At 74.2% G+C, this 17,375-nt stretch carries 17 protein-coding genes; 5 read left to right on the top strand and 12 right to left on the bottom strand.

Going from position 1 to position 17,375, the window contains the following annotated elements; genetic code table 11:
• Positions 1–9: 9 nt before the first annotated feature.
• A complete protein-coding gene (locus IF06_RS0112500; RefSeq protein WP_013285560.1) occupies positions 10–480 on the bottom strand; it encodes a cyclic nucleotide-binding domain-containing protein in 471 nt (156 codons plus the stop codon).
• A 158-nt stretch (positions 481–638) separates the two neighbouring features.
• Here IF06_RS0112500 and IF06_RS0112495 point away from each other — a divergent pair, with 158 nt between their 5' ends.
• Complete coding sequence (locus IF06_RS0112495; RefSeq protein WP_013285559.1) at positions 639–1,547, top strand: universal stress protein; 909 nt, start codon at positions 639–641, stop codon at positions 1,545–1,547.
• Between the two features lie 70 nt (positions 1,548–1,617).
• Positions 1,618–2,502 (top strand): universal stress protein, encoded by an 885-nt coding sequence (locus IF06_RS0112490; protein WP_013285558.1) that lies wholly within the window; start codon positions 1,618–1,620, stop codon positions 2,500–2,502.
• Between the two features lie 178 nt (positions 2,503–2,680).
• On the opposite strand, the gene IF06_RS0112485 is transcribed toward IF06_RS0112490, so the two are convergent.
• Both IF06_RS0112485 and IF06_RS0112480 read right to left on the bottom strand, forming a co-directional pair.
• Positions 2,681–3,307 carry a CE1759 family FMN reductase gene (locus IF06_RS0112485; RefSeq protein ID WP_030271082.1) on the bottom strand — a complete coding sequence of 209 codons (627 nt, stop codon included), beginning with the start codon at positions 3,305–3,307 and terminating at the stop codon, positions 2,681–2,683.
• On the bottom strand, positions 3,304–4,401 hold the full coding sequence (locus IF06_RS0112480; protein ID WP_013474920.1) for an LLM class flavin-dependent oxidoreductase: 1,098 nt from the start codon (positions 4,399–4,401) through the stop codon (positions 3,304–3,306). Before IF06_RS0112480 ends, IF06_RS0112485 begins: the two co-directional genes overlap by 4 nt.
• A gap of 139 nt (positions 4,402–4,540) precedes the next feature.
• On the opposite strand from IF06_RS0112480, the gene IF06_RS0112475 reads away from it, so the two are divergent.
• The 3 genes from IF06_RS0112475 to IF06_RS0112465 all read left to right on the top strand — a co-directional run bounded on the left by IF06_RS0112475 (position 4,541) and on the right by IF06_RS0112465 (position 6,185).
• Positions 4,541–5,179: a DNA-3-methyladenine glycosylase gene (locus IF06_RS0112475; RefSeq protein WP_013474919.1), complete on the top strand. Its 639-nt coding sequence runs from the start codon at positions 4,541–4,543 to the stop codon at positions 5,177–5,179.
• A 154-nt stretch (positions 5,180–5,333) separates the two neighbouring features.
• Positions 5,334–5,759 (top strand): hypothetical protein, encoded by a 426-nt coding sequence (locus IF06_RS0112470; RefSeq protein WP_013285554.1) that lies wholly within the window; start codon positions 5,334–5,336, stop codon positions 5,757–5,759.
• Positions 5,760–5,831: 72 nt separating this feature from the next.
• On the top strand, positions 5,832–6,185 hold the full coding sequence (locus tag IF06_RS0112465; RefSeq protein WP_013285553.1) for an MmcQ/YjbR family DNA-binding protein: 354 nt from the start codon (positions 5,832–5,834) through the stop codon (positions 6,183–6,185).
• Between the two features lie 50 nt (positions 6,186–6,235).
• On the opposite strand, the gene argH is transcribed toward IF06_RS0112465, so the two are convergent.
• The 9 genes from argH to IF06_RS0112420 form a co-directional block, all read right to left on the bottom strand.
• The gene (argH, locus tag IF06_RS0112460; protein ID WP_030271078.1) at positions 6,236–7,699 is read right to left on the bottom strand and encodes an argininosuccinate lyase; all 1,464 of its coding nucleotides are present in this window, start codon (positions 7,697–7,699) and stop codon (positions 6,236–6,238) included.
• A 14-nt stretch (positions 7,700–7,713) separates the two neighbouring features.
• Complete coding sequence (locus IF06_RS0112455) at positions 7,714–8,919, bottom strand: argininosuccinate synthase (protein ID WP_030271077.1); 1,206 nt, start codon at positions 8,917–8,919, stop codon at positions 7,714–7,716.
• Positions 8,916–9,428 (bottom strand): arginine repressor, encoded by a 513-nt coding sequence (locus tag IF06_RS0112450; RefSeq protein ID WP_030271075.1) that lies wholly within the window; start codon positions 9,426–9,428, stop codon positions 8,916–8,918. Before IF06_RS0112450 ends, IF06_RS0112455 begins: the two co-directional genes overlap by 4 nt.
• Positions 9,425–10,351, bottom strand: a complete 927-nt coding sequence (gene argF / locus IF06_RS0112445) for an ornithine carbamoyltransferase (protein ID WP_030271073.1) — start codon at positions 10,349–10,351, stop codon at positions 9,425–9,427. The genes IF06_RS0112450 and argF overlap by 4 nt, the downstream gene beginning before the upstream one ends.
• Positions 10,348–11,547, bottom strand: coding sequence for an acetylornithine transaminase (locus IF06_RS0112440; RefSeq protein WP_030271071.1), 1,200 nt, complete (start codon positions 11,545–11,547; stop codon positions 10,348–10,350). The genes argF and IF06_RS0112440 overlap by 4 nt, the downstream gene beginning before the upstream one ends.
• On the bottom strand, positions 11,544–12,431 hold the full coding sequence (argB, locus tag IF06_RS0112435) for an acetylglutamate kinase (protein ID WP_013285547.1): 888 nt from the start codon (positions 12,429–12,431) through the stop codon (positions 11,544–11,546). The genes IF06_RS0112440 and argB overlap by 4 nt, the downstream gene beginning before the upstream one ends.
• Positions 12,428–13,600 (bottom strand): bifunctional glutamate N-acetyltransferase/amino-acid acetyltransferase ArgJ, encoded by a 1,173-nt coding sequence (argJ, locus tag IF06_RS0112430; RefSeq protein WP_013285546.1) that lies wholly within the window; start codon positions 13,598–13,600, stop codon positions 12,428–12,430. Before argJ ends, argB begins: the two co-directional genes overlap by 4 nt.
• Entirely contained in the window at positions 13,597–14,598 is a 1,002-nt protein-coding gene (gene argC, locus IF06_RS0112425) for an N-acetyl-gamma-glutamyl-phosphate reductase (protein ID WP_013474915.1), read from the bottom strand. Before argC ends, argJ begins: the two co-directional genes overlap by 4 nt.
• A gap of 172 nt (positions 14,599–14,770) precedes the next feature.
• On the bottom strand, positions 14,771–17,365 hold the full coding sequence (locus IF06_RS0112420) for a phenylalanine--tRNA ligase subunit beta (RefSeq protein WP_030271070.1): 2,595 nt from the start codon (positions 17,363–17,365) through the stop codon (positions 14,771–14,773).
• Positions 17,366–17,375 lie beyond the last annotated feature (10 nt).

Genomic DNA, 17,375 nt, shown 5'->3' with positions numbered 1-17,375 from the left:
CGCGCCGGTTCAGCTGGCCGCCGCCGTCGGGTAGCCGTACAGGTCGAGCAGCCGGACCCGGGACGCCTGGAGGCGGTCCACCACCACGCTCATGAACCGGGTGGTGAGCTGACGGCCGAGCGTGTCGTCGGACTCCATCAGCCGGCGTACCCCGTCGGCGTCGAGTTCGACGGCGGTGCTGCGCTGGGTGGCGACCGCGCCGAACTGCCAGCGGTACGGCGGGAACAGCCAGGACCAGCCGAGCACGCCGCCCGGCCCGATCGTCTCGATGCCCACGTCACCACGGCCCGGCACCGGGAAGTCCAGCGCCACCTGGCCGCCGCGGACCAGCCAGAACCGGTCGGCCGGCTGGCCGGCGCGGAACAGCCGGTGCCCGGGGTGCCAGACCACCGGGCGGGCGTAACCGGTGAGCCGGGGCAGCCACTCGTCGGGCAGCCCGGCCAGGAAGGGGTGGACGCGGAGCATCTCCAGCGGGGTCATCGCGCCTCCAGGGTCGACAGGAGGGGAGCACTGGTCCCATTCCACCCCGCCGCCGGCCCGACCGGTAGGGGCCGATGGTCCCGGACGTGCCGGGCGGATCGACTCTGCCCAGGTGGGGGCCGTCGGCGCAGGCTGAAGGGGAACCGAAGGAGGACGTGATGACCGACAGAACCGGTGCCCCCGTCGTGGTGGGCGTGGACGGCTCCCCGTCCGCGCTGGACGCGGTACGGCTGGCCGCACGCGAGGCGGTGCTGCGGCACCGGCCGCTGCGGGTGGTGAACGCCTTCCTGTGGCCCCTGGTCGGCACGCCGCTGGGCATGGTCGCCCCGGTGCTGCCCGACATCGAGCTGCGCCAGGAGGCCGAGAAGCTGGTCGAGGAGGCGGTGGACGAGGCCCGCAAGGTCGACGCGGAGCTGGCGGTGACCGGCGCGGTCGTCGACGGCGGGCCGGTGGCGGTGCTGCTGCGGGAGAGCCGCGACGCCGCGCTGCTCGTGCTGGGTCACCGGGGACTGGGCGGCTTCGCCGAACTCCTCGTCGGCTCCGCCGCGGTGCAGCTCTCCGCCCGCGCGGACTGCCCGGTGCTCGTGGCCCGGGGTGAGGCCCGCGCCGACGGCCCGGTGGTGGTCGGCGTGGACGGCTCCGCGCTGTCGAACGAGGCGGTCGGGTTCGCGTTCGCCGAGGCCGCGGCGCGCGGCGCCGAGCTGGTCGTGGTGCACACCTGGCTCTACCCGCAGCCGGTGACCTACCGGGAGGCGTTCGGCGACGTCGTGCCGCTGGCGTACGACCCGCAGGAGTTGCGCGCCGACGAGCAGCGGGTGCTGGCCGAGGCGATCGCCGGCTGGGCCGAGCGCTACCCGGAGGTCACGGTACGGCCGAAGCTGGTCGCCGCCGCCACCCCGTCCCGGGTGCTCGTCGAGGAGTCCGTCGGCGCGCAGCTGACGGTGGTCGGCGCGCACGGGCGCGGTAGCCTCGGTGCGCTGCTGCTCGGCTCGGTCAGCCACGCCGTGCTGCACCACTGCCACAGCCCGCTCGCCGTCGTCCGGCACCGGGGCGACCGGACCCACTGAGCCGGTTCCCCGGCCCGGGCAGGGCCGGCAGCGCCACAATGGCCTGAGCCGACCGGAGGGAAAGCACCAGATGAACCGACCCGTCGTGGCGGGAGTGGACGGATCGCCGTCCAGCCTGGCCGCCGCCGACCTGGCCGCCGCGACCGCCGTCGCCCGTTCCCGGCCGCTGCTGCTCGTGCACGGCTACCTGCACCCGATGGGGTACGGCGTGCCGCTCAACCCGTACGACCTGGGGGTGCCGGCGCCCACCGCGGAGTCGGAGAAGATGCTGGAATCGGTCGCCGCCGACCTGGCCGAGCGGCACCCGGGCCTGCGGGTGCAGGTGCGCCAGGTCGCCGGCGGCCCCGGCGCCACGATGGTCGAGGAGTCCCGCCGCGCCGAACTGGTCGTGGTGGGCAGCCGGGGCGTGGGCGGCTTCGCCGGCCTGCTGCTCGGCTCGGTCAGCGGGCAGCTCGCGCAGCACGGGCACTGCCCGGTGCTGATCGTCCGCCCGGAGGAGCAGCCGATCCCGGTGGACGGTCCGGTGCTGGTCGGCGTGGACGGTTCCGACTCGGCCGCGTACGCGATCGAGCTGGCGGCGGACGAGGCCGACCGGCGCGACGCGGAGCTGGTGCTGATGCACGTCCGGTCGCCGGAACGCGGCGCAGTCGCGCCGGAGGTCGCGGCGGAGGCGTCCACCGCGGCGCGGGCCGAGGCGGCCGGGCTGCTGGCCGAGGCCGCGGCCCGGGTCCGGGCGGCGCACCCGGACCTGCGCGTGGCGGAACGGGCCGTGACCGCCGCCTCGCCGGAGACCGCGCTCCGGGAGGCCAGCGGTGAGGCGTCGCTCGTGGTGGTCGGTTCCCGGGGCCGGGGCGGCTTCGCCGGGCTGCTGCTCGGCTCGGTCAGCCAGGCGCTGGTGCAGCACTCCCACTGCCCGGTGCTCGTCGCCCACCGGCCGGAGCCGGCCGACGACTGACGCGCCGCGCGGCTGGCCGGCCCGCTCCGACCCGCTCCGCCCGGCCAGAGAGATGTCCTGCAAGCGTTATGACTGAGAGGCATATTTATGCCTCTCAGTCATAACGAGCTCCCCGGCGTGGTTCTCCGGCGACGGCCACGGCCGGTAGCTGTCGGGTCCGCGCCGACCCGCCCAGGCGTCAGGACGGGTCGCGGCCGGCGAGCAGGTCGGCGAAGTCGGTGGTGAGCGCGAACGGGTCGGCCGGGCCGGTCGCGGGCGGGCGGCGGTCCACCTGCTCGGCCAGCTCGGCTCCGGCCCGGCGGATCCGGGACCGCAGCGCGCTGTCGCCGTCGTCGCCGGCCCAGTCCTCCGGTGCGGCGAAGACCGCTGTGGGCAGTGTCGCCGCCCGCAGGTACGTGAACATCGGCCGGACCGCGTGCTCCAGCGCCAGCGAGTGCCGGGCGGTGCCGCCGGTCGCCCCGAGCAGCACCGGCTTGCCGGCGAGCGCGTCCCGGTCGACCACGTCGAAGAACGACTTGAACAGCCCGTTGTACGACGCGTTGAAGATCGGCGTCACCGCGATCAGCCCGTCGGCGGCCGCCACCTCGTCGAGCGTCCGCCGCAGCGCGGCCGGGGCGAAGCCGGTGAGCAGGTGGTTCACCACGTCGTGGGCGTGCTCGCGCAGCTCGACCACGCGCAGTTCCACAGTGGTGCCGCGGCCGGCCAGCTCGTCGCGGGCGGCCGCGGCGAGCTGGTCGGCGAGCAGGCGGGTGGACGACGGCTGGCCGAGACCGGCCGAGACGACCGCGAGGGTACGGCTGGTCATCGCTGCTCCCCGGCCGGGGCGGCGTCGCGGGCGGCCAGCAGACTCGCGTGGGTGGGCGCCTCGGGCACGTGCGCGGGACGCAGCGAGTCGAACTCCTTGCGCAGCACCGGCACCACCTCCTCGCCCAGCAGGTCGAGCTGCTCCAGCACCGTCTTCAGCGGCAGCCCGGCGTGGTCGATCAGGAACAGCTGCCGCTGGTAGTCGCCGACGTACTCGCGGAAGCCCAGCGTGCGGTCGATGACCTGCTGCGGGCTGCCTACGGTCAGCGGCGTCTCGCGGGTGAACTCCTCCAGCGACGGCCCGTGCCCGTAGACCGGGGCGTTGTCGAAGTAGGGGCGGAACTCGCGTACCGCGTCCTGGGAGTTGCGGCGCATGAACACCTGCCCGCCGAGGCCGACGACGGCCTGGTCCGGCGAGCCGTGGCCGTAGTGCGCGTACCGCTCGCGGTAGAGGCCGACCATCCGCTGGGTGTGCTCCTTGGGCCAGAAGATGTGGTTGGCGAAGAAGCCGTCGCCGTAGTACGCGGCCTGCTCGGCGATCTCCGGGCTGCGGATGGAGCCGTGCCAGACGAACGGCGGTACGCCGTCGAGCGGGCGCGGGGTCGAGGTGAACGACTGCAGCGGCGTACGGAACCGGCCCTTCCAGTCGACCACGTCCTCGCGCCACAGCCGGTGCAGCAGGTCGTAGTTCTCGATGGCCAGCGGGATGCCGTTGCGGATGTCCTGCCCGAACCACGGGTAGACCGGGCCGGTGTTGCCGCGGCCCATCATCAGGTCCACCCGGCCGTCGGCCAGGTGCTGGAGCATCGCGTAGTCCTCGGCGATCTTCACCGGGTCGTTCGTGGTGATCAGCGTGGTCGAGGTGGACAGCAGCAGCCGTTCGGTGCGCGCGGCGATCCAGCCGAGCATGGTGGTGGGCGACGACGGCACGAACGGCGGGTTGTGGTGCTCGCCGGTGGCGAAGACGTCGAGGCCGACCTCTTCGGCCTTGAGCGCGATGGCGGTCATGGCCTTGATCCGCTCACGCTCGGACGGCATCCGCCCGTTCGTGGGGTCGACGGTGACGTCACCGACGGTGAAGACTCCGAACTGCATGACCAGCTCCTCGCGTGGGGTCCGGACCGGTCGGCCCGGGATCGCTCCTCACAACATATTTGACGAGTCAACTATTCCGGTGGCTGCCCACCCCCGCGTGGCCCGGATCACGCGCCGCTCACCGACTACCCTTGCCGCGATGACGTACCCCTGGCTCGACGCACCCGCCGCGCAGGTCGCCGACACCGCGCGGACGCTGCTCGGCTGGACCGTGTCGTCCGGCGGCGTCACCGTCCGGCTCACCGAGGTCGAGGCGTACGCGGGCACCGGCGAGGACGCGGCGTCGCACGCCCACCGCGGGCCGACGCCGCGCAACAGGGTCATGTTCGGGCCCGCCGGGCACGTCTACGTGTACTTCGTGTTCGGCATGCACTGGTGCGCGAACATCGTCTGCGGTCGCGACGGCGAGGCGGCGGCGGTGCTGTTGCGCGCGGGCGAGGTGGTCGACGGCATCGAGACCGCTCGCGAGCGCCGGCCGCGCGCCGCCGACCGGGAGCTGGCCCGCGGGCCGGCCCGGCTGGTCACCGCGCTCGGGCTCGGGCGGGAGGCGAACGGCACCTCGGCGATCGACGGCAGCGGCCCGCTGCTGCTGACGCCACCGGCGAGCCCCGTCGACCCGGCGCGGATCGTCTCCGGGCCACGCGTCGGGGTCGCCGCCGCGCACGACCTGCCGTGGCGGTTCTGGCTGGCGGACGAGCCCAGCGTCAGCGTCTACCGGCGGCACACGCCGCGCCGCCGGCCCGCTCCGGCCGCCCCGGTGCGGAACTCACCGGCCTGAATCGGCCGTTCCGGGCAACCCGGAACACCCCGCGGCGCGTCTGTCGTGCATGACGCGCCGTCTTCTCACCACTCCCCGGAGGCACGGCGTTGTGCACGAATGACTTTCAACAGGGTGTTGACAACAGGTCATTCTTGGGTGTGGGATGGACGGCATGGTCACCGTGGACAACGACCCGTTCACCGCTCCGGATGCTGCCCAGGCCCGGGCGCACCGCAACTACGCGGCGCTGCTGCGGATCGCCGAGCGGCACGCCGGCACCAACTCCCGCCGCCGGCGCTACGCCCACCCGGACGTGCCCGACGCCTACGAGGCGGCCACGCTGGTGATGGCGCTGGCCGGGGGCGCCGAGCTGGACGAGGGTGAGGAGCCCGTCGACCAGGCCGACCTGATGGCCGCGCTGACGCTGATCCCGCACGTGCGGGCCGAGGTGGACGCGCTGGAGGCCGGCCTGTTGCAGGTGGCCCGCGGCCGGGGCATGACCTGGCAGGCGATCGCCTTCGGGCTGGGGCTGGGCAGCGCCCAGGCGGCCCGGCAGCGCTACGAGCGGCTCACCGTCCGCACCGGCACCGGCGACTGACCGGCCGCCCGGCGGCGCGGGCTGTCACAGCGGCGGGCGAGACTGTGCCGGACGACGGCACGGGAGGACGCGATGACGCGCGAGGAGATGCTGGCCTACTGCCTGGCCAAGCCGGGAGCCTGGCTCGACCGGCCGTGGGAGGGCGACGAGGTGGTGAAGGTGGGCAGCCGCATCTTCGCGTTCCTCGGCTCCCCCGACGGTGAGGCCCGTCTCGGGGTGAAGTGCGGGGCGTCCCGGGAGGTGGCCGACGAGTGGCTGCACCGGTTCCCGGCCGACGCACGCCCCTCCCCCTACATCGGCCGGTCGGGCTGGAACACGCTGCGGCTCTCCGGCGGCATCCCGGACGACGAGCTGATCGAGGCGGCCGACGGTTCGTACGACGCGGTGGTGGCCAAGCTCCCGAAACGCGAGCGCCCCACCGGCTGACCGGTCCGATCCGGGGCAGGCGGACGCCTGCCCCGGACCAGCCGCGCAGGTCAGCGGGGTACGACCCGCTCGGCGGCCCACTCCCGCCAGCCGGTCAGCTTGTCCGCCGCGGCGGCGAGCTGGTCGGCGACCGGGCCGGGGCCGGTGGAGCCGGGCGTGATGCGGGCGGCGAGCGCCGAGCGCACCGAGAGCACGTCGCGCACCGAGGGGTCCAGGTGCTCGCTCACCGCGGCCAGGTCGGCGTCGGACACCTCGTCCAGCGCGCAGTCGCGGGCCGCGCACAGCGCCACCAGCTTGCCGGTGATCTCGTGCGCGTCGCGGAACGGCACGTTGCGCCGCACCAGCCAGTCGGCGACCTCGGTGGCCAGCGAGAAGCCCGACGGCGCGCTCGCGACCAGCCGGTCCACCCGGACCGTCATCGTGGAGATCATCCCGGCCAGCGCGGGCAGCAGCAGCTCCAGCGTGTCGACCGCGTCGAACGCCGGCTCCTTGTCCTCCTGCATGTCCCGGTCGTACGTCATGGGCAGGCCCTTGAGCATGGTGAGCACGCTCATCAGGCCGCCGACCAGGCGGCCGGACTTGCCCCGGGCCAGCTCGGCGATGTCCGCGTTCTTCTTCTGCGGCATGATCGACGAGCCGGTGGCGAAGGCGTCGTCCAGCTCGACCCAGCCGAACTCCTGCGAGGTCCAGAGCACCACCTCCTCGCCGAGGCGGGACAGGTGCACGCCGATCATCGCGGTGACGAACAGGAACTCGGCCACGAAGTCGCGGTCGGCGACCGCGTCCATCGAGTTGGCGAACGAGGTGCGGAAACCCAGCTCCTTCGCGACCGCCACCGGGTCCAGCGGCAGTCCCGAGCCGGCCAGCGCGCCCGCGCCGAGCGGGCTGATCGCGGTCCGCTCGTCCCAGTCGCGCATCCGTTCCAGGTCGCGCAGCAGCGGCTGCACGTGGGCCAGCAGCCAGTGCCCGAACGTCACCGGCTGGGCGTGCTGCAGGTGCGTCATGCCCGGCGCGGCGGTGTCCACGTGCCGTTCCGCCTGCTCGACGAGGGCCTCGGCCAGCTCGACCAGCCGGGCCGCCACGCCGCGGGCGTGGTCGCGCAGGTAGAGCCGCAGGTCGGTGGCGACCTGGTCGTTGCGGGACCGGCCGGCGCGCAGCTTGCCGCCGAGGCTGCCGAGTCGTTCCAGCAGGCCGCGTTCCAGCGCGGTGTGCACGTCCTCGTCGTCGACGGTCGGGCGGAACGCGCCGGAGGCGCAGGCCGCCTCCAGGTCGTCCAGCGCCGCCAGCATCCGGCCCAGTTCGTCCGGGTCGAGCAGGCCGGCGCCGGCGAGGACCCGGGCGTGCGCGCGGGAACCGGCGATGTCGTACGGGGCGAGGCGCCAGTCGAACTGGACGCTCACCGACAGCCGCGCGAGCGCCTCGGCGGGCCCGCCGGCGAACCGGCCGCCCCAGAGGCTCGTCCGGTTGGCGGGGGCGCTGTTCTCGGTCAGGCTCTTGTCGTCCACCCCACCCATTGTGGTGCCCCCCATCAGGCCCCTCCCATCCGGGCGTCCCGTTGCGCGGCCATCGTGCTGGGCAGTCCCCACAGTCGTACGAATCCCTTCGCCAGCGACTGGTCGAACGTGTCGCCGGTGTCGTAGGTGGCGAGGCCGAAGTCGTAGAGGCTCGCCTCGGAGCGCCGGCCGGTGACCACCGCCCGGCCGCCGTGCAGCCGCAGCCGTACCTCGCCGGTGACGTGCCGCTGCGCGTCGTGAATGAACGCGTCCAGCGACCGCTTCAGCGGCGAGAACCAGAGCCCGTCGTAGACCAGCTCACCCCAGCGCTGGTCGACGCCGCGCTTGAACCGGGCCAGGTCCCGCTCGACTGTGACCGCCTCCAGCTCCTGGTGGGCGGTGATCAGGGCGAGCGCGCCGGGTGCCTCGTACACCTCGCGGCTCTTGATGCCGACCAGCCGGTCCTCGACCATGTCGAGCCGGCCCACGCCGTGCGCCCCGGCCCGCCGGTTCAGCTCCCGGATCGCCTGGTACGGGGTGACCGTCTCGCCGTCGATCGCGACCGGGACGCCGTCGTCGAACGTGATCACCACGTCGTCCGGGTCGCGTTCCGACGCCGGGTCCTCGGTGTACGCGTAGAGGTCCTCGACCGGGGCGTTCCAGATGTCCTCCAGGAAGCCGGTCTCCACGGCCCGGCCCCACAGGTTCTGGTCGATCGAGTACGGCGACTTCGCCGACACGTCGATCGGCAGCCCCTTCTCCTCGGCGTACGCGATCGCCTTGTCCCGGGTCCAGGCGAAGTCCCGGGCCGGCGCGACGACCTTCAGGTCGGGCGCGAGGGCGGCCAGGCCAACCTCGAACCGGACCTGGTCGTTGCCCTTGCCGGTGCAGCCGTGCGACACGATCGTGCCGCCGTGGGCGCGCGCCGCCGCGACCAGGTGCTTGACGATCAGCGGCCGGGACAGCGCGGACACCAGCGGGTAGCGGTCCATGTAGAGGGCGTTGGCCCGGATCGCCGGCAGGCAGTAGTCGGCGGCGAACTCGTCGCGGGCGTCGACCACCTCGGACTCGACGGCGCCGCAGTCGAGCGCGCGCTGCCGGATCACTGTCATGTCCTCGCCGCCCTGGCCGACGTCGACAGCGACCGCGATCACCTCCGCGCCGGTCCGCTCGGCCAGGTACGGGATGGCGACCGAGGTGTCCAGGCCCCCGGAGTACGCGAGCACGACCCGCTCGGTCACGAGGTGCCCCCTTCGACTGGGTCGTCGCGGCGGGCCCACGCGGCGAGCCGCTCACCCAGCGCGGCGCCGCCGTCGGCCTCGCGGGCCACGACGAGGATGGTGTCGTCGCCGGCGATGGTGCCGACGATCTCGGACAGGCCGGCCCGGTCCAGTGCGCTGGCGAGGTACTGCGCCGCGCCCGGCGGGGTACGCAGCACCGCGATGTTGCCGCTGGAGTCGACGCCGTTGAGCAGCTCCCGCAGCAGCCGGACCAGCCGGGCCGGTGCGCCCTCGGCGTCGCGCAGCGGCCGGTGCCCGTCCTCCGGGATCAGGTAGACGCCCCGCCCGTCGCCGCCACGCGCGGTCACCGCTCCCAGTTCCTTCAGGTCGCGCGACAGGGTGGCCTGGGTGACCTGGATGCCGTCGCCGGCGAGCAGGTCGGCCAGCTCGGTCTGCGAGTGGATGGGGGTGTCGCGGATCAGCTCGACGATGCGGGCGTGTCGCGCGGCGCGGGTCAGCGGAGCGGTCATGCGGATTCCTCCAGGAGAAACGTCAGCAGCGCCTTCTGGGCGTGCAGCCGATTCTCCGCCTGGTCGAACACCGCGCTGTGCGGGCCGTCGAGCGCCTCGTCGGTGATCTCCTCGCCCCGGTGGGCGGGCAGGCAGTGCAACACGATCACGTCGGCGTCGGCGTGGCCGAGCAGCGCGGCGTTGACCTGGTACGGCAGGAACGGCGTGGTCCGGTCCAGTCCGTCCTCCTCCTGCCCCATCGACGTCCAGGTGTCGGTGGCGACGACGTGCGCGCCGCGTACCGCCTCGGCCGGGTCGGTGAGCACCTGGACCGAACCGCCGGTGGTGGCGGCGATCTTCTCGGCGCGGGCCACGATCTCCGGGTCGGGCTGGAACCCGGCCGGGCCGGCGATCCGCACGTGCATCCCGGCGGTCGCGCCGGCCAGCAGGTACGAGTGCGCCATGTTGTTCGCCGCGTCGCCCACGTACGTGAGGATCCGCCCGGCGGTCCCGCCGAACCGTTCCCGCACGGTGAGCAGATCGGCCAGCAGCTGGCAGGGGTGGTACGTGTCGGTCAGCGCGTTGACCACCGGCACCGTCGCGTGCGCGGCGACCTCGGCGATCCGGTCGTCGCCGTGGGTGCGCAGCACGATCGCGGCGACGTAGCGGGACAGCACCCGGCCCGCGTCGGCGAGCGTCTCGCCCCTGCCGAAGTGGGTGACCTGGGTGTCCACCACGAGCGGGTGCCCGCCCAGCTCGGCGATGCCCACGTCGAAGGAGATCCGGGTGCGCAGGCTCTGCTTGTCGAACAGCACCGCCACCGACTTCGGCCCGGTCAGGGGCTGGTGCGCGTACCGGTCGGCCTTCATGCGGGCGGCGAGGTCGAGCACGGCGGCCTGCTCGGCGGGCGTGAGGTCGTCGTCGCGCAGGAAGTGGCGGATCATGCGGGAGCCTCCGTCGGGGTCGTGGCGTCGGGCGCGGCGGCGGACAGCGCGGCCGGCAGCGCGGCGAGGAACGCGTCGGCCTGCGCCGCGGTGAGGATCAGCGGCGGGGCGAGCCGGACCACGTCCGGCTGCACCGGGTTGACCAGGAAGCCCGCCTCGCGCAGCGCTGCCGCGGCGGCGGCGGAGACCGGCTGGTCGAGCACGATGCCGAGCAGCAGGCCGGAGCCGCGTACCTCACGGACCAGCGGGTGCCCGAGCGCCTCGACGCCCCGGCGCAGCCGCTCGCCGATCCGCTTGACGTGGTCGAGCAGGCCCTCGTGCGCGATCGTGGAGACGACCGCGAGCGCGGCGGCGCAGCTGATCGGGTTGCCGCCGAACGTGGTGCCGTGCGAGCCGGGGGTGAGCAGGTCGGCGGCCCGGCCGAAGGCCAGGCAGGCGCCCAGCGGCAGCCCGCCGCCGAGGCCCTTGGCGAGCGTGACGACGTCCGGCTCGACGCCCTCGGCCTGGTGGGCGAACCAGTGGCCGGTCCGGCCGACGCCGGTCTGTACCTCGTCGAGCACCAGCAGCGCGCCGTGCGCGGCGGTGATCCGCCGGGCCGCGGCCAGGTAGCCGGGCGGCGGGACGACCACGCCGTTCTCGCCCTGGATCGGCTCGATGATCAGCATGGCGGTGTCGTCGGTGACCGCCTCGGCCAGCGCGTCGGCGTCGCCGAACGGCACGTGGGTCACGTCGCCGGGCAGCGGGCGGAACGGGTCGGCCTTCGCGGGCTGCCCTGTGAGCGCCAGCGCGCCCATGGTCCGGCCGTGGAACCCACCGTGGGTGGCGACCACGTGCCGGCGGCCGGTGAGCCGGGACAGCTTGAACGCGGCCTCGTTGGCCTCCGCGCCGGAGTTGGCGAAGAACACCCGGCCCGGGCGGCCGGCCAGCGCGAGCAGCAGCTCGGCCAGCGCCACCGGCGGCTCGGCGACGAACAGGTTCGACACGTGCCCGAGCGTCGCGACCTGCTTGCTGACGGCTGCAACCACCGCCGGGTGGGCGTGGCCGAGCGCGTTGACGGCGATGCCGCCGAGCAGGTCGACGTACTCCCGGCCGGTCTCGTCGACCACGACGGCGCCGGAGCCGGAGACGAGCGCCAGCGGCGGCGTGCCGTAGTTGCCCATCATGGTGGCGTTCCACCGCTGCACCAGCGTGCTCATGACTCGATCACCATCGTTCCGAAGCCCTCCGACGTGAACACTTCCAGCAGCGTGGAGTGGGCGACCCGGCCGTCGACGACGTGCGCGGCGGGCACTCCCCCGCGCACCGCCCGCAGGCAGGCCTCCATCTTCGGGACCATGCCCGACTCCAGGGACGGCAGCAGCTTCGCCAGGTCGTCCGCGGTGATCTCGCTGATCAGGCTGGACGTGTCGGGCCAGTCGGCGTACAGGCCGGGCACGTCGGTCAGCACGACCAGCTTGCGGGCGTCCAGCGCCACCGCCAGCGCGGCGGCGGCGGTGTCCGCGTTGAGGTTGTGCAGCACCCCGTCGGCGTCCGGCGCGACCGTCGAGATGACCGGGATCCGGCCGGCCTCGATCAGGTCGGTGACCGCCGAGACGTTCACCGACTCCACGTCGCCGACCTGGCCCACGTCGACCGCTTCCCCGTCCACGTACGCGGGACGGCGCACCGCGGTGAACAGCCCCGCGTCCTCGCCGGAGAGGCCGACCGCGTACGGGCCGTGCGCGTTGATCAGCCCGACCAGTTCCCGGCCGACCTGACCGACCAGGACCATCCGGACCACGTCCATCGCCTCCGGGGTGGTGACCCGCAGGCCGCCCCGGAACTCGCTGGCGATGCCCAGGCGGCCGAGCATGGCGGAGATCTGCGGGCCGCCGCCGTGCACCACGACCGGCTTCAGGCCGGCGTAGCGCAGGAACACCATGTCGGCGGCGAACGCCCGCTGGAGTTCGGGGTCGACCATGGCGTTGCCGCCGTACTTGACCACGACCGTGGCGCCGGAGAAACGGGCCAGCCAGGGCAGCGCCTCGATCAGCGTGGCGGCCTTGGCCTGGGCCCGGGTGAGGTCAGCGGAGAGGTTCATGTGGAGTAGGCCGAGTTCTCGTGGACGTACGCATGGGACAGGTCGTTGGTCCAGATGGTGGCGGTGTCGGCGCCGGCGTGCAGGTCGATCCGGACCGTGACGCCGCGGCCGGTGAGGTCCACCTTGGCGCGGTCCTCGGCGGCGGCGCCGCCCCGGCACACCCAGATGCCGTTGACCGCGACGTCCACGCCGTCCGGCTCGAACACGGCGGCCGTGGTGCCGACCGCGGCGAGGATCCGTCCCCAGTTCGGGTCGTTGCCGAACAGCGCGGTCTTCACCAGGTTGTTGCGGGCCACCGTGCGGCCCACCTCGACCGCGTCGTCCTCGCTCGCCGCGCCGACCACCTCGATCGCGACCTCCTTCGTCGCGCCCTCCGCGTCGGCCAGGAGCTGCTGGGCCAGGTCGTGGCAGGCGGCGGTGACCGCGGCCGTCAGCTCCTCGGCGGTCGGCTCGATGCCGGAGGCGCCGCTGGCCAGCAGCAGCACCGTGTCGTTGGTGGACATGCAGCCGTCGGAATCGATCCGGTCGAACGTGATCCGGGTGGCGGCGCGCAGTGCGGCGTCCAGGGCGTCCGGCCCGGCCACCGCGTCGGTGGTGAGCACGCAGAGCATGGTGGCCATGGCCGGGGCGAGCATGCCCGCGCCCTTCGCCATGCCGCCGACGGTCCAGCCCGTACCCTGCGCCACAGTCGTCTTGGGCCGGGTGTCGGTGGTCATGATCGCCTCGGCGGCCGCCGGGCCGCCGTCGCGGGACAGGCCGCGCACCGCCTCGCGTACGCCGGGAAGCAGTTTGTCCATCGGCAGCCGCTCGCCGATCAGGCCGGTCGAGCAGACCGCGACCTCGCCGGCGCCGACGATCAGCCGCGCGTTCGCCGCGGTGATCGCGGCGGCGGTGTGCTCGGCGGTGGCGTGGGTGTCCTGGAAGCCGGCCGGGCCGGTGCAGGCGTTCGCGCCGCCGGAGTTGAGCACCACGGCGCGCACGACGCCGCCGTGCACGACCTGCTGGCTCCACAGCACCGGCGCGGCCTTGACCCGGTTGGCGGTGAACACACCGGCCACGCCGGCGTCCGGGCCGTCGTTGATCACGAGGGCGACGTCGGCGGCGCCGGAGGACTTCAGTCCGGCCGCGACACCTGCGGCGCGGAACCCACGGGGGACGGTGACGCTCACGGGGCCACTCCAAACACGGACAGACCGGTGGTCTCCGGGAGACCCACCATCAGGTTGGCGTTCTGCACGGCCTGGCCGGCCGCGCCCTTGCCCAGGTTGTCGATCGCGCTGACCACGATCACCCGGCCCGAGTCGACGTCCACAGTCGCCTGGAGGTGGCAGGAGTTCGACCCGGCGGTGGCCGCGGTGTGCGGCCACGATCCCTCGGGCAGCACGTGCACGAACGGCGCGTCGGCGTAGGCGGCGGCCAGCACCGCGCGGGGGTCGGCGTCGCCGGTGGGGACCGCGGTGACGGTGGCCAGGATGCCCCGGGGCATCGGCGCGAGCACCGGGGTGAAGGACAGGCCGGTCGCGCCGGTGGCCTGCTTGATCTCCGGCACGTGCTGGTGCGCGCCCACCTTGTAGGGGGTCAGGTCGCCCATCACCTCGCTGCCGAGCAGGTGGGCCTTGGCGGCCCGGCCCGCGCCGGAGGTGCCGGAGGCGGCGACCACCACCACGTCGTCGGGGCGTACCGCGCCTGCGGCGATCAGCGGCGCCAGCGCCAGCGTGGTCGCCACGGCGTAGCAGCCGGTGCTGGCGACCCGCGTGGCGGCGGCGATCTCGGCCCGCTGGCCGGGCAGCTCGGGCAGCCCGTAGGTCCAGGCGCCGGCGTGCTCGCCGCCGTAGTAGCGGGACCAGGCGCCGGCGTCACGCAGCCGGTGGTCAGCGCCGAGGTCGACCACCTTGACCGGGTCGGGCAGCGCCGCGGCGAGCGCCGCGGACTGCCCGTGCGGCAGGGCCAGGAAGACCAGGTCCGCGTCGGCGAGGGTCGCCGGTTCGGTCGCGGCGAACACCAGGTCGAGGCCCGCGAGGTGCGGGTGTACGGCGGTGACTGGCTGACCGGCCTGGCTGTGTGCGGTGGCGGCGATCAGCTCGAACTCGGGGTGACCGGCGAGCAGGCGCAGCAGTTCGCCCCCGGCGTATCCACTCGCCCCGGCCACGGCAACCCGAATGCCCATACCCACCTCCGCATGACTATGCAGAGAAGAGTACCGGTCGGGGCAGCGCCACCGCAAGGTCATACGGCGCGTTGCATAGCCATGAGATGACGTTCACCAGCGGCTCGCGTGAGCCGGCGTGTTAAAAGGGGCCCCCTCCTCTACCGGAGGCGTTAAGAGGGGGCCCCTCCTTTCATGCGCCGCGCAGGGTGGCGCCGAAGCGCTCGGCGGCTACCGCTACCGCCGCGTCGCGCGCGGCCACCGCCTCCTCGCCCGCGAGGGTCCGGTCCGGGGCGCGGAACGTCAGCTTGTACGCCAGCGACTTGCGTCCCTCGCCGAGCTGCTCGGAGGTGTAGACGTCGAACAGGCGGACGTCCTCCAGCAGCGCGCCCGCGCCCTCGACCAGCGCCGCCCGCACCTCGGCCGCCGGCACCGCGTCGTCCACCACCAGCGCCACGTCGATCAGGGCCGGCGGGAACGTGGAGATGGTCGGCCCGGCCGCCAGCGGGGCGGCGGGCAGCGCGTCCAGGTCCAGTTCCATGGCGCTGGTACGCCGGGGCAGCTCCAGCGCGGCCAGCACGGCCGGGTGCAGCTCACCGGCGTGGCCGACGACCACGTCGTCCACCACCAGTTCGGCGCAGCGGCCCGGGTGCCAGGGCGCCCGCTCCCCGGCCCGTACCGTCACCCGGTCGGCGGGGATCCCGGCGGCGTCGAGCACCGCCCGGCCCGCCTCGACGGCGTCCGCCCAGCCGGCCGTGCGGCCCGCGCCCCACCAGCCGGCCGGTTCGATCTCGCCGGTGAGCGCCACCGCGACGTGCCGGGGCTGGGCGGGAACGACCGCGTCGGCGGCGGCGAACTCCTCGTCGGTGGGCCGCCGGTCCACGCCCATCGCGGGCGGGGTGCCGGCACCGGGACGCGGGTGGAAGACCGTGCCGATCTCGTAGATCGCCACGTCCCGCTGGCCCCGGCCGACGTTGCGCTTGACGATGCCGAGCAGCGGGCCGAGCAGCGTGGTGCGCAGCAGCGGCTCCTCCTCCGACAGCGGGTTCGCCAGCCGTACCGCGGGGCGGCGCGGGTCGTCGGCGGGCAGGCCGAGCTGGTCGACCAGTTCCGGCGCGACGAACGGCTGCGCCAGCACCTCGACGTAGCCGCGCTCCGCGAGCGAGCGGGCGACGGCCCGGCGACGCTGCTGCTGCCAGGTCAGGCCCCGGCCGGGCGGCGCGGTGGGCAGCACCGACGGCACGCGGTCGTAGCCGTCGAGGCGTACCACCTCCTCCACCAGGTCGGCCGGGTCGGTCAGGTCGGGACGCCAGCTCGGCGGCGTGACGGTCAGCACCTCACCGGCACCGGCGCCCGGGCCGACCCCGGCCGTGCCGACGGTGCCCGGGTCCTCGGCGAGCCGGTCGGTGCCGCGGGTGACGGTGCAGCCGACCTGCTCCAGCAGCTCCACCACCCGGTCCGGCGAATAGGTCACGCCGACGCGCCGCGACGGCAGGTCCACCGGCAGCGTGACAGGCGTACGCGGCGCGACGTGGTCGATGTCGAGCACCTCCTCGCCAGCCGTACCACCGGCGAGGTCGGTGAGCAGCCGGACCGCCTTCTCCAGCGCGACCAGCGGCAGCGCCGGGTCCACGCCCCGCTCCCAGCGCTTCGCGGCCTCGCTGAACAGTTTGTGCCGCCGCGCGGTACGGCCGACGGTGGCCGGATCCCAGTGCGCCGCCTCGAACAGCACGTTCGTGGTGGAGGCGAGCACCTCGCTGGTCTCGCCGCCCATCACCGCGGCGAGCGAGATCGGAACGCCGGCGTCCTCGCCTGCGAGGGCGTTGGGCAGCCCAGCGTCGCAGATGACCAGGTCCTCGGCGGACAGCGTGCGGTTCACCCCGTCCAGCGTGGTCAGCTTCTCCCCCGCCTCGGCGCGGCGCACCACGAGCGTGCCGGCGATCCGGTCCGCGTCGAAGGCGTGCATCGGCTGGCCGAGTTCGAGCATCAGGTAGTTGGTGATGTCGACGGCGAGCGAGATGCTGCGCACCCCGGCCACCGTGAGCCGCTGCCGCATCCAGCCGGGCGTCTCGACCGTCGGGTCGACGCCGCGCACCATCCGCGCCGCGAACCGGTCGCAGCCGACCGGGTCACGGACCTCGACCGGGTACGCGGGCTCGGCGGTCGCGCCGGGCGCGGGCGCGTCGGCCGGGTCGCGGAACGGCACGCCGAGCGCGTGCGACAGCTCCCGGGCGATGCCGCGCACGCTCAGCGCGTACCCGCGGTCCGGGGTGATCTCCATCTCGACCACGACGTCGTCCAGGCCGACGACGGGCCGGGCGTCGTCGCCGGGCTGGGCCTTGACGTCCTCGGGCAGCACGACGATGCCCGAGTGGTCGTCGCCGAGCCCCAGCTCCTGCGCCGAGCAGATCATGCCGTGGGAGTTGCGCCCGTACGTCTTGCGCGCGCCGATCGCGAACCCGCCGGGCAGCACGCCGCCGGGGAGGATCACCACGACCTTGTCGCCCACGGCGAAGTTGCGCGCCCCGCAGACGATCTCCTGCGGCTCACCGGTGCCGTTCGCGGCGCCGACGTCGACCCGGCAGAAGCGGATCGGCTTCTTGAAGCCGGTCAGCTCCTCGATCTCCAGGACCTCGCCGACGACCAGCGGGCCGGTGACCGACTCGCGCAGGTCCACCACGGACTCGACCTCGATGCCGAGGTCGACCAGCGCCTGCTCCAGGTCGCCGGTGGGCAGGTCGGCCGGCAGGTCCACGTACTCCCGCAGCCAACTGACAGAGACTCGCATGACTGTTTAA

This window comes from Micromonospora globosa (assembly GCF_000717585.1).
Lineage (GTDB): Bacteria > Actinomycetota > Actinomycetes > Mycobacteriales > Micromonosporaceae > Micromonospora > Micromonospora aurantiaca.
Note: the sequence above shows the minus strand (reverse complement) of the source record. Positions and strands in the feature narration are given on the sequence as shown.

Excerpts from the sequence above, each read along its gene's own strand:
- IF06_RS0112500 (WP_013285560.1), bottom strand. The coding sequence starts at position 480 with ATGACCCCGCTGGAGATGCTCCGCGTCCACCCCTTCCTGGCCGGGCTG.
- IF06_RS0112495 (WP_013285559.1), top strand. The coding sequence starts at position 639 with ATGACCGACAGAACCGGTGCCCCCGTCGTGGTGGGCGTGGACGGCTCC.
- IF06_RS0112490 (WP_013285558.1), top strand. The coding sequence starts at position 1,618 with ATGAACCGACCCGTCGTGGCGGGAGTGGACGGATCGCCGTCCAGCCTG.
- IF06_RS0112485 (WP_030271082.1), bottom strand. The coding sequence starts at position 3,307 with ATGACCAGCCGTACCCTCGCGGTCGTCTCGGCCGGTCTCGGCCAGCCG.
- IF06_RS0112480 (WP_013474920.1), bottom strand. The coding sequence starts at position 4,401 with ATGCAGTTCGGAGTCTTCACCGTCGGTGACGTCACCGTCGACCCCACG.
- IF06_RS0112475 (WP_013474919.1), top strand. The coding sequence starts at position 4,541 with ATGACGTACCCCTGGCTCGACGCACCCGCCGCGCAGGTCGCCGACACC.
- IF06_RS0112470 (WP_013285554.1), top strand. The coding sequence starts at position 5,334 with ATGGTCACCGTGGACAACGACCCGTTCACCGCTCCGGATGCTGCCCAG.
- IF06_RS0112465 (WP_013285553.1), top strand. The coding sequence starts at position 5,832 with ATGACGCGCGAGGAGATGCTGGCCTACTGCCTGGCCAAGCCGGGAGCC.
- argH (WP_030271078.1), bottom strand. The coding sequence starts at position 7,699 with ATGGGTGGGGTGGACGACAAGAGCCTGACCGAGAACAGCGCCCCCGCC.
- IF06_RS0112450 (WP_030271075.1), bottom strand. The coding sequence starts at position 9,428 with ATGACCGCTCCGCTGACCCGCGCCGCGCGACACGCCCGCATCGTCGAG.
- argF (WP_030271073.1), bottom strand. The coding sequence starts at position 10,351 with ATGATCCGCCACTTCCTGCGCGACGACGACCTCACGCCCGCCGAGCAG.
- IF06_RS0112440 (WP_030271071.1), bottom strand. The coding sequence starts at position 11,547 with ATGAGCACGCTGGTGCAGCGGTGGAACGCCACCATGATGGGCAACTAC.
- argB (WP_013285547.1), bottom strand. The coding sequence starts at position 12,431 with ATGAACCTCTCCGCTGACCTCACCCGGGCCCAGGCCAAGGCCGCCACG.
- argC (WP_013474915.1), bottom strand. The coding sequence starts at position 14,598 with ATGGGCATTCGGGTTGCCGTGGCCGGGGCGAGTGGATACGCCGGGGGC.
- IF06_RS0112420 (WP_030271070.1), bottom strand. The coding sequence starts at position 17,365 with ATGCGAGTCTCTGTCAGTTGGCTGCGGGAGTACGTGGACCTGCCGGCC.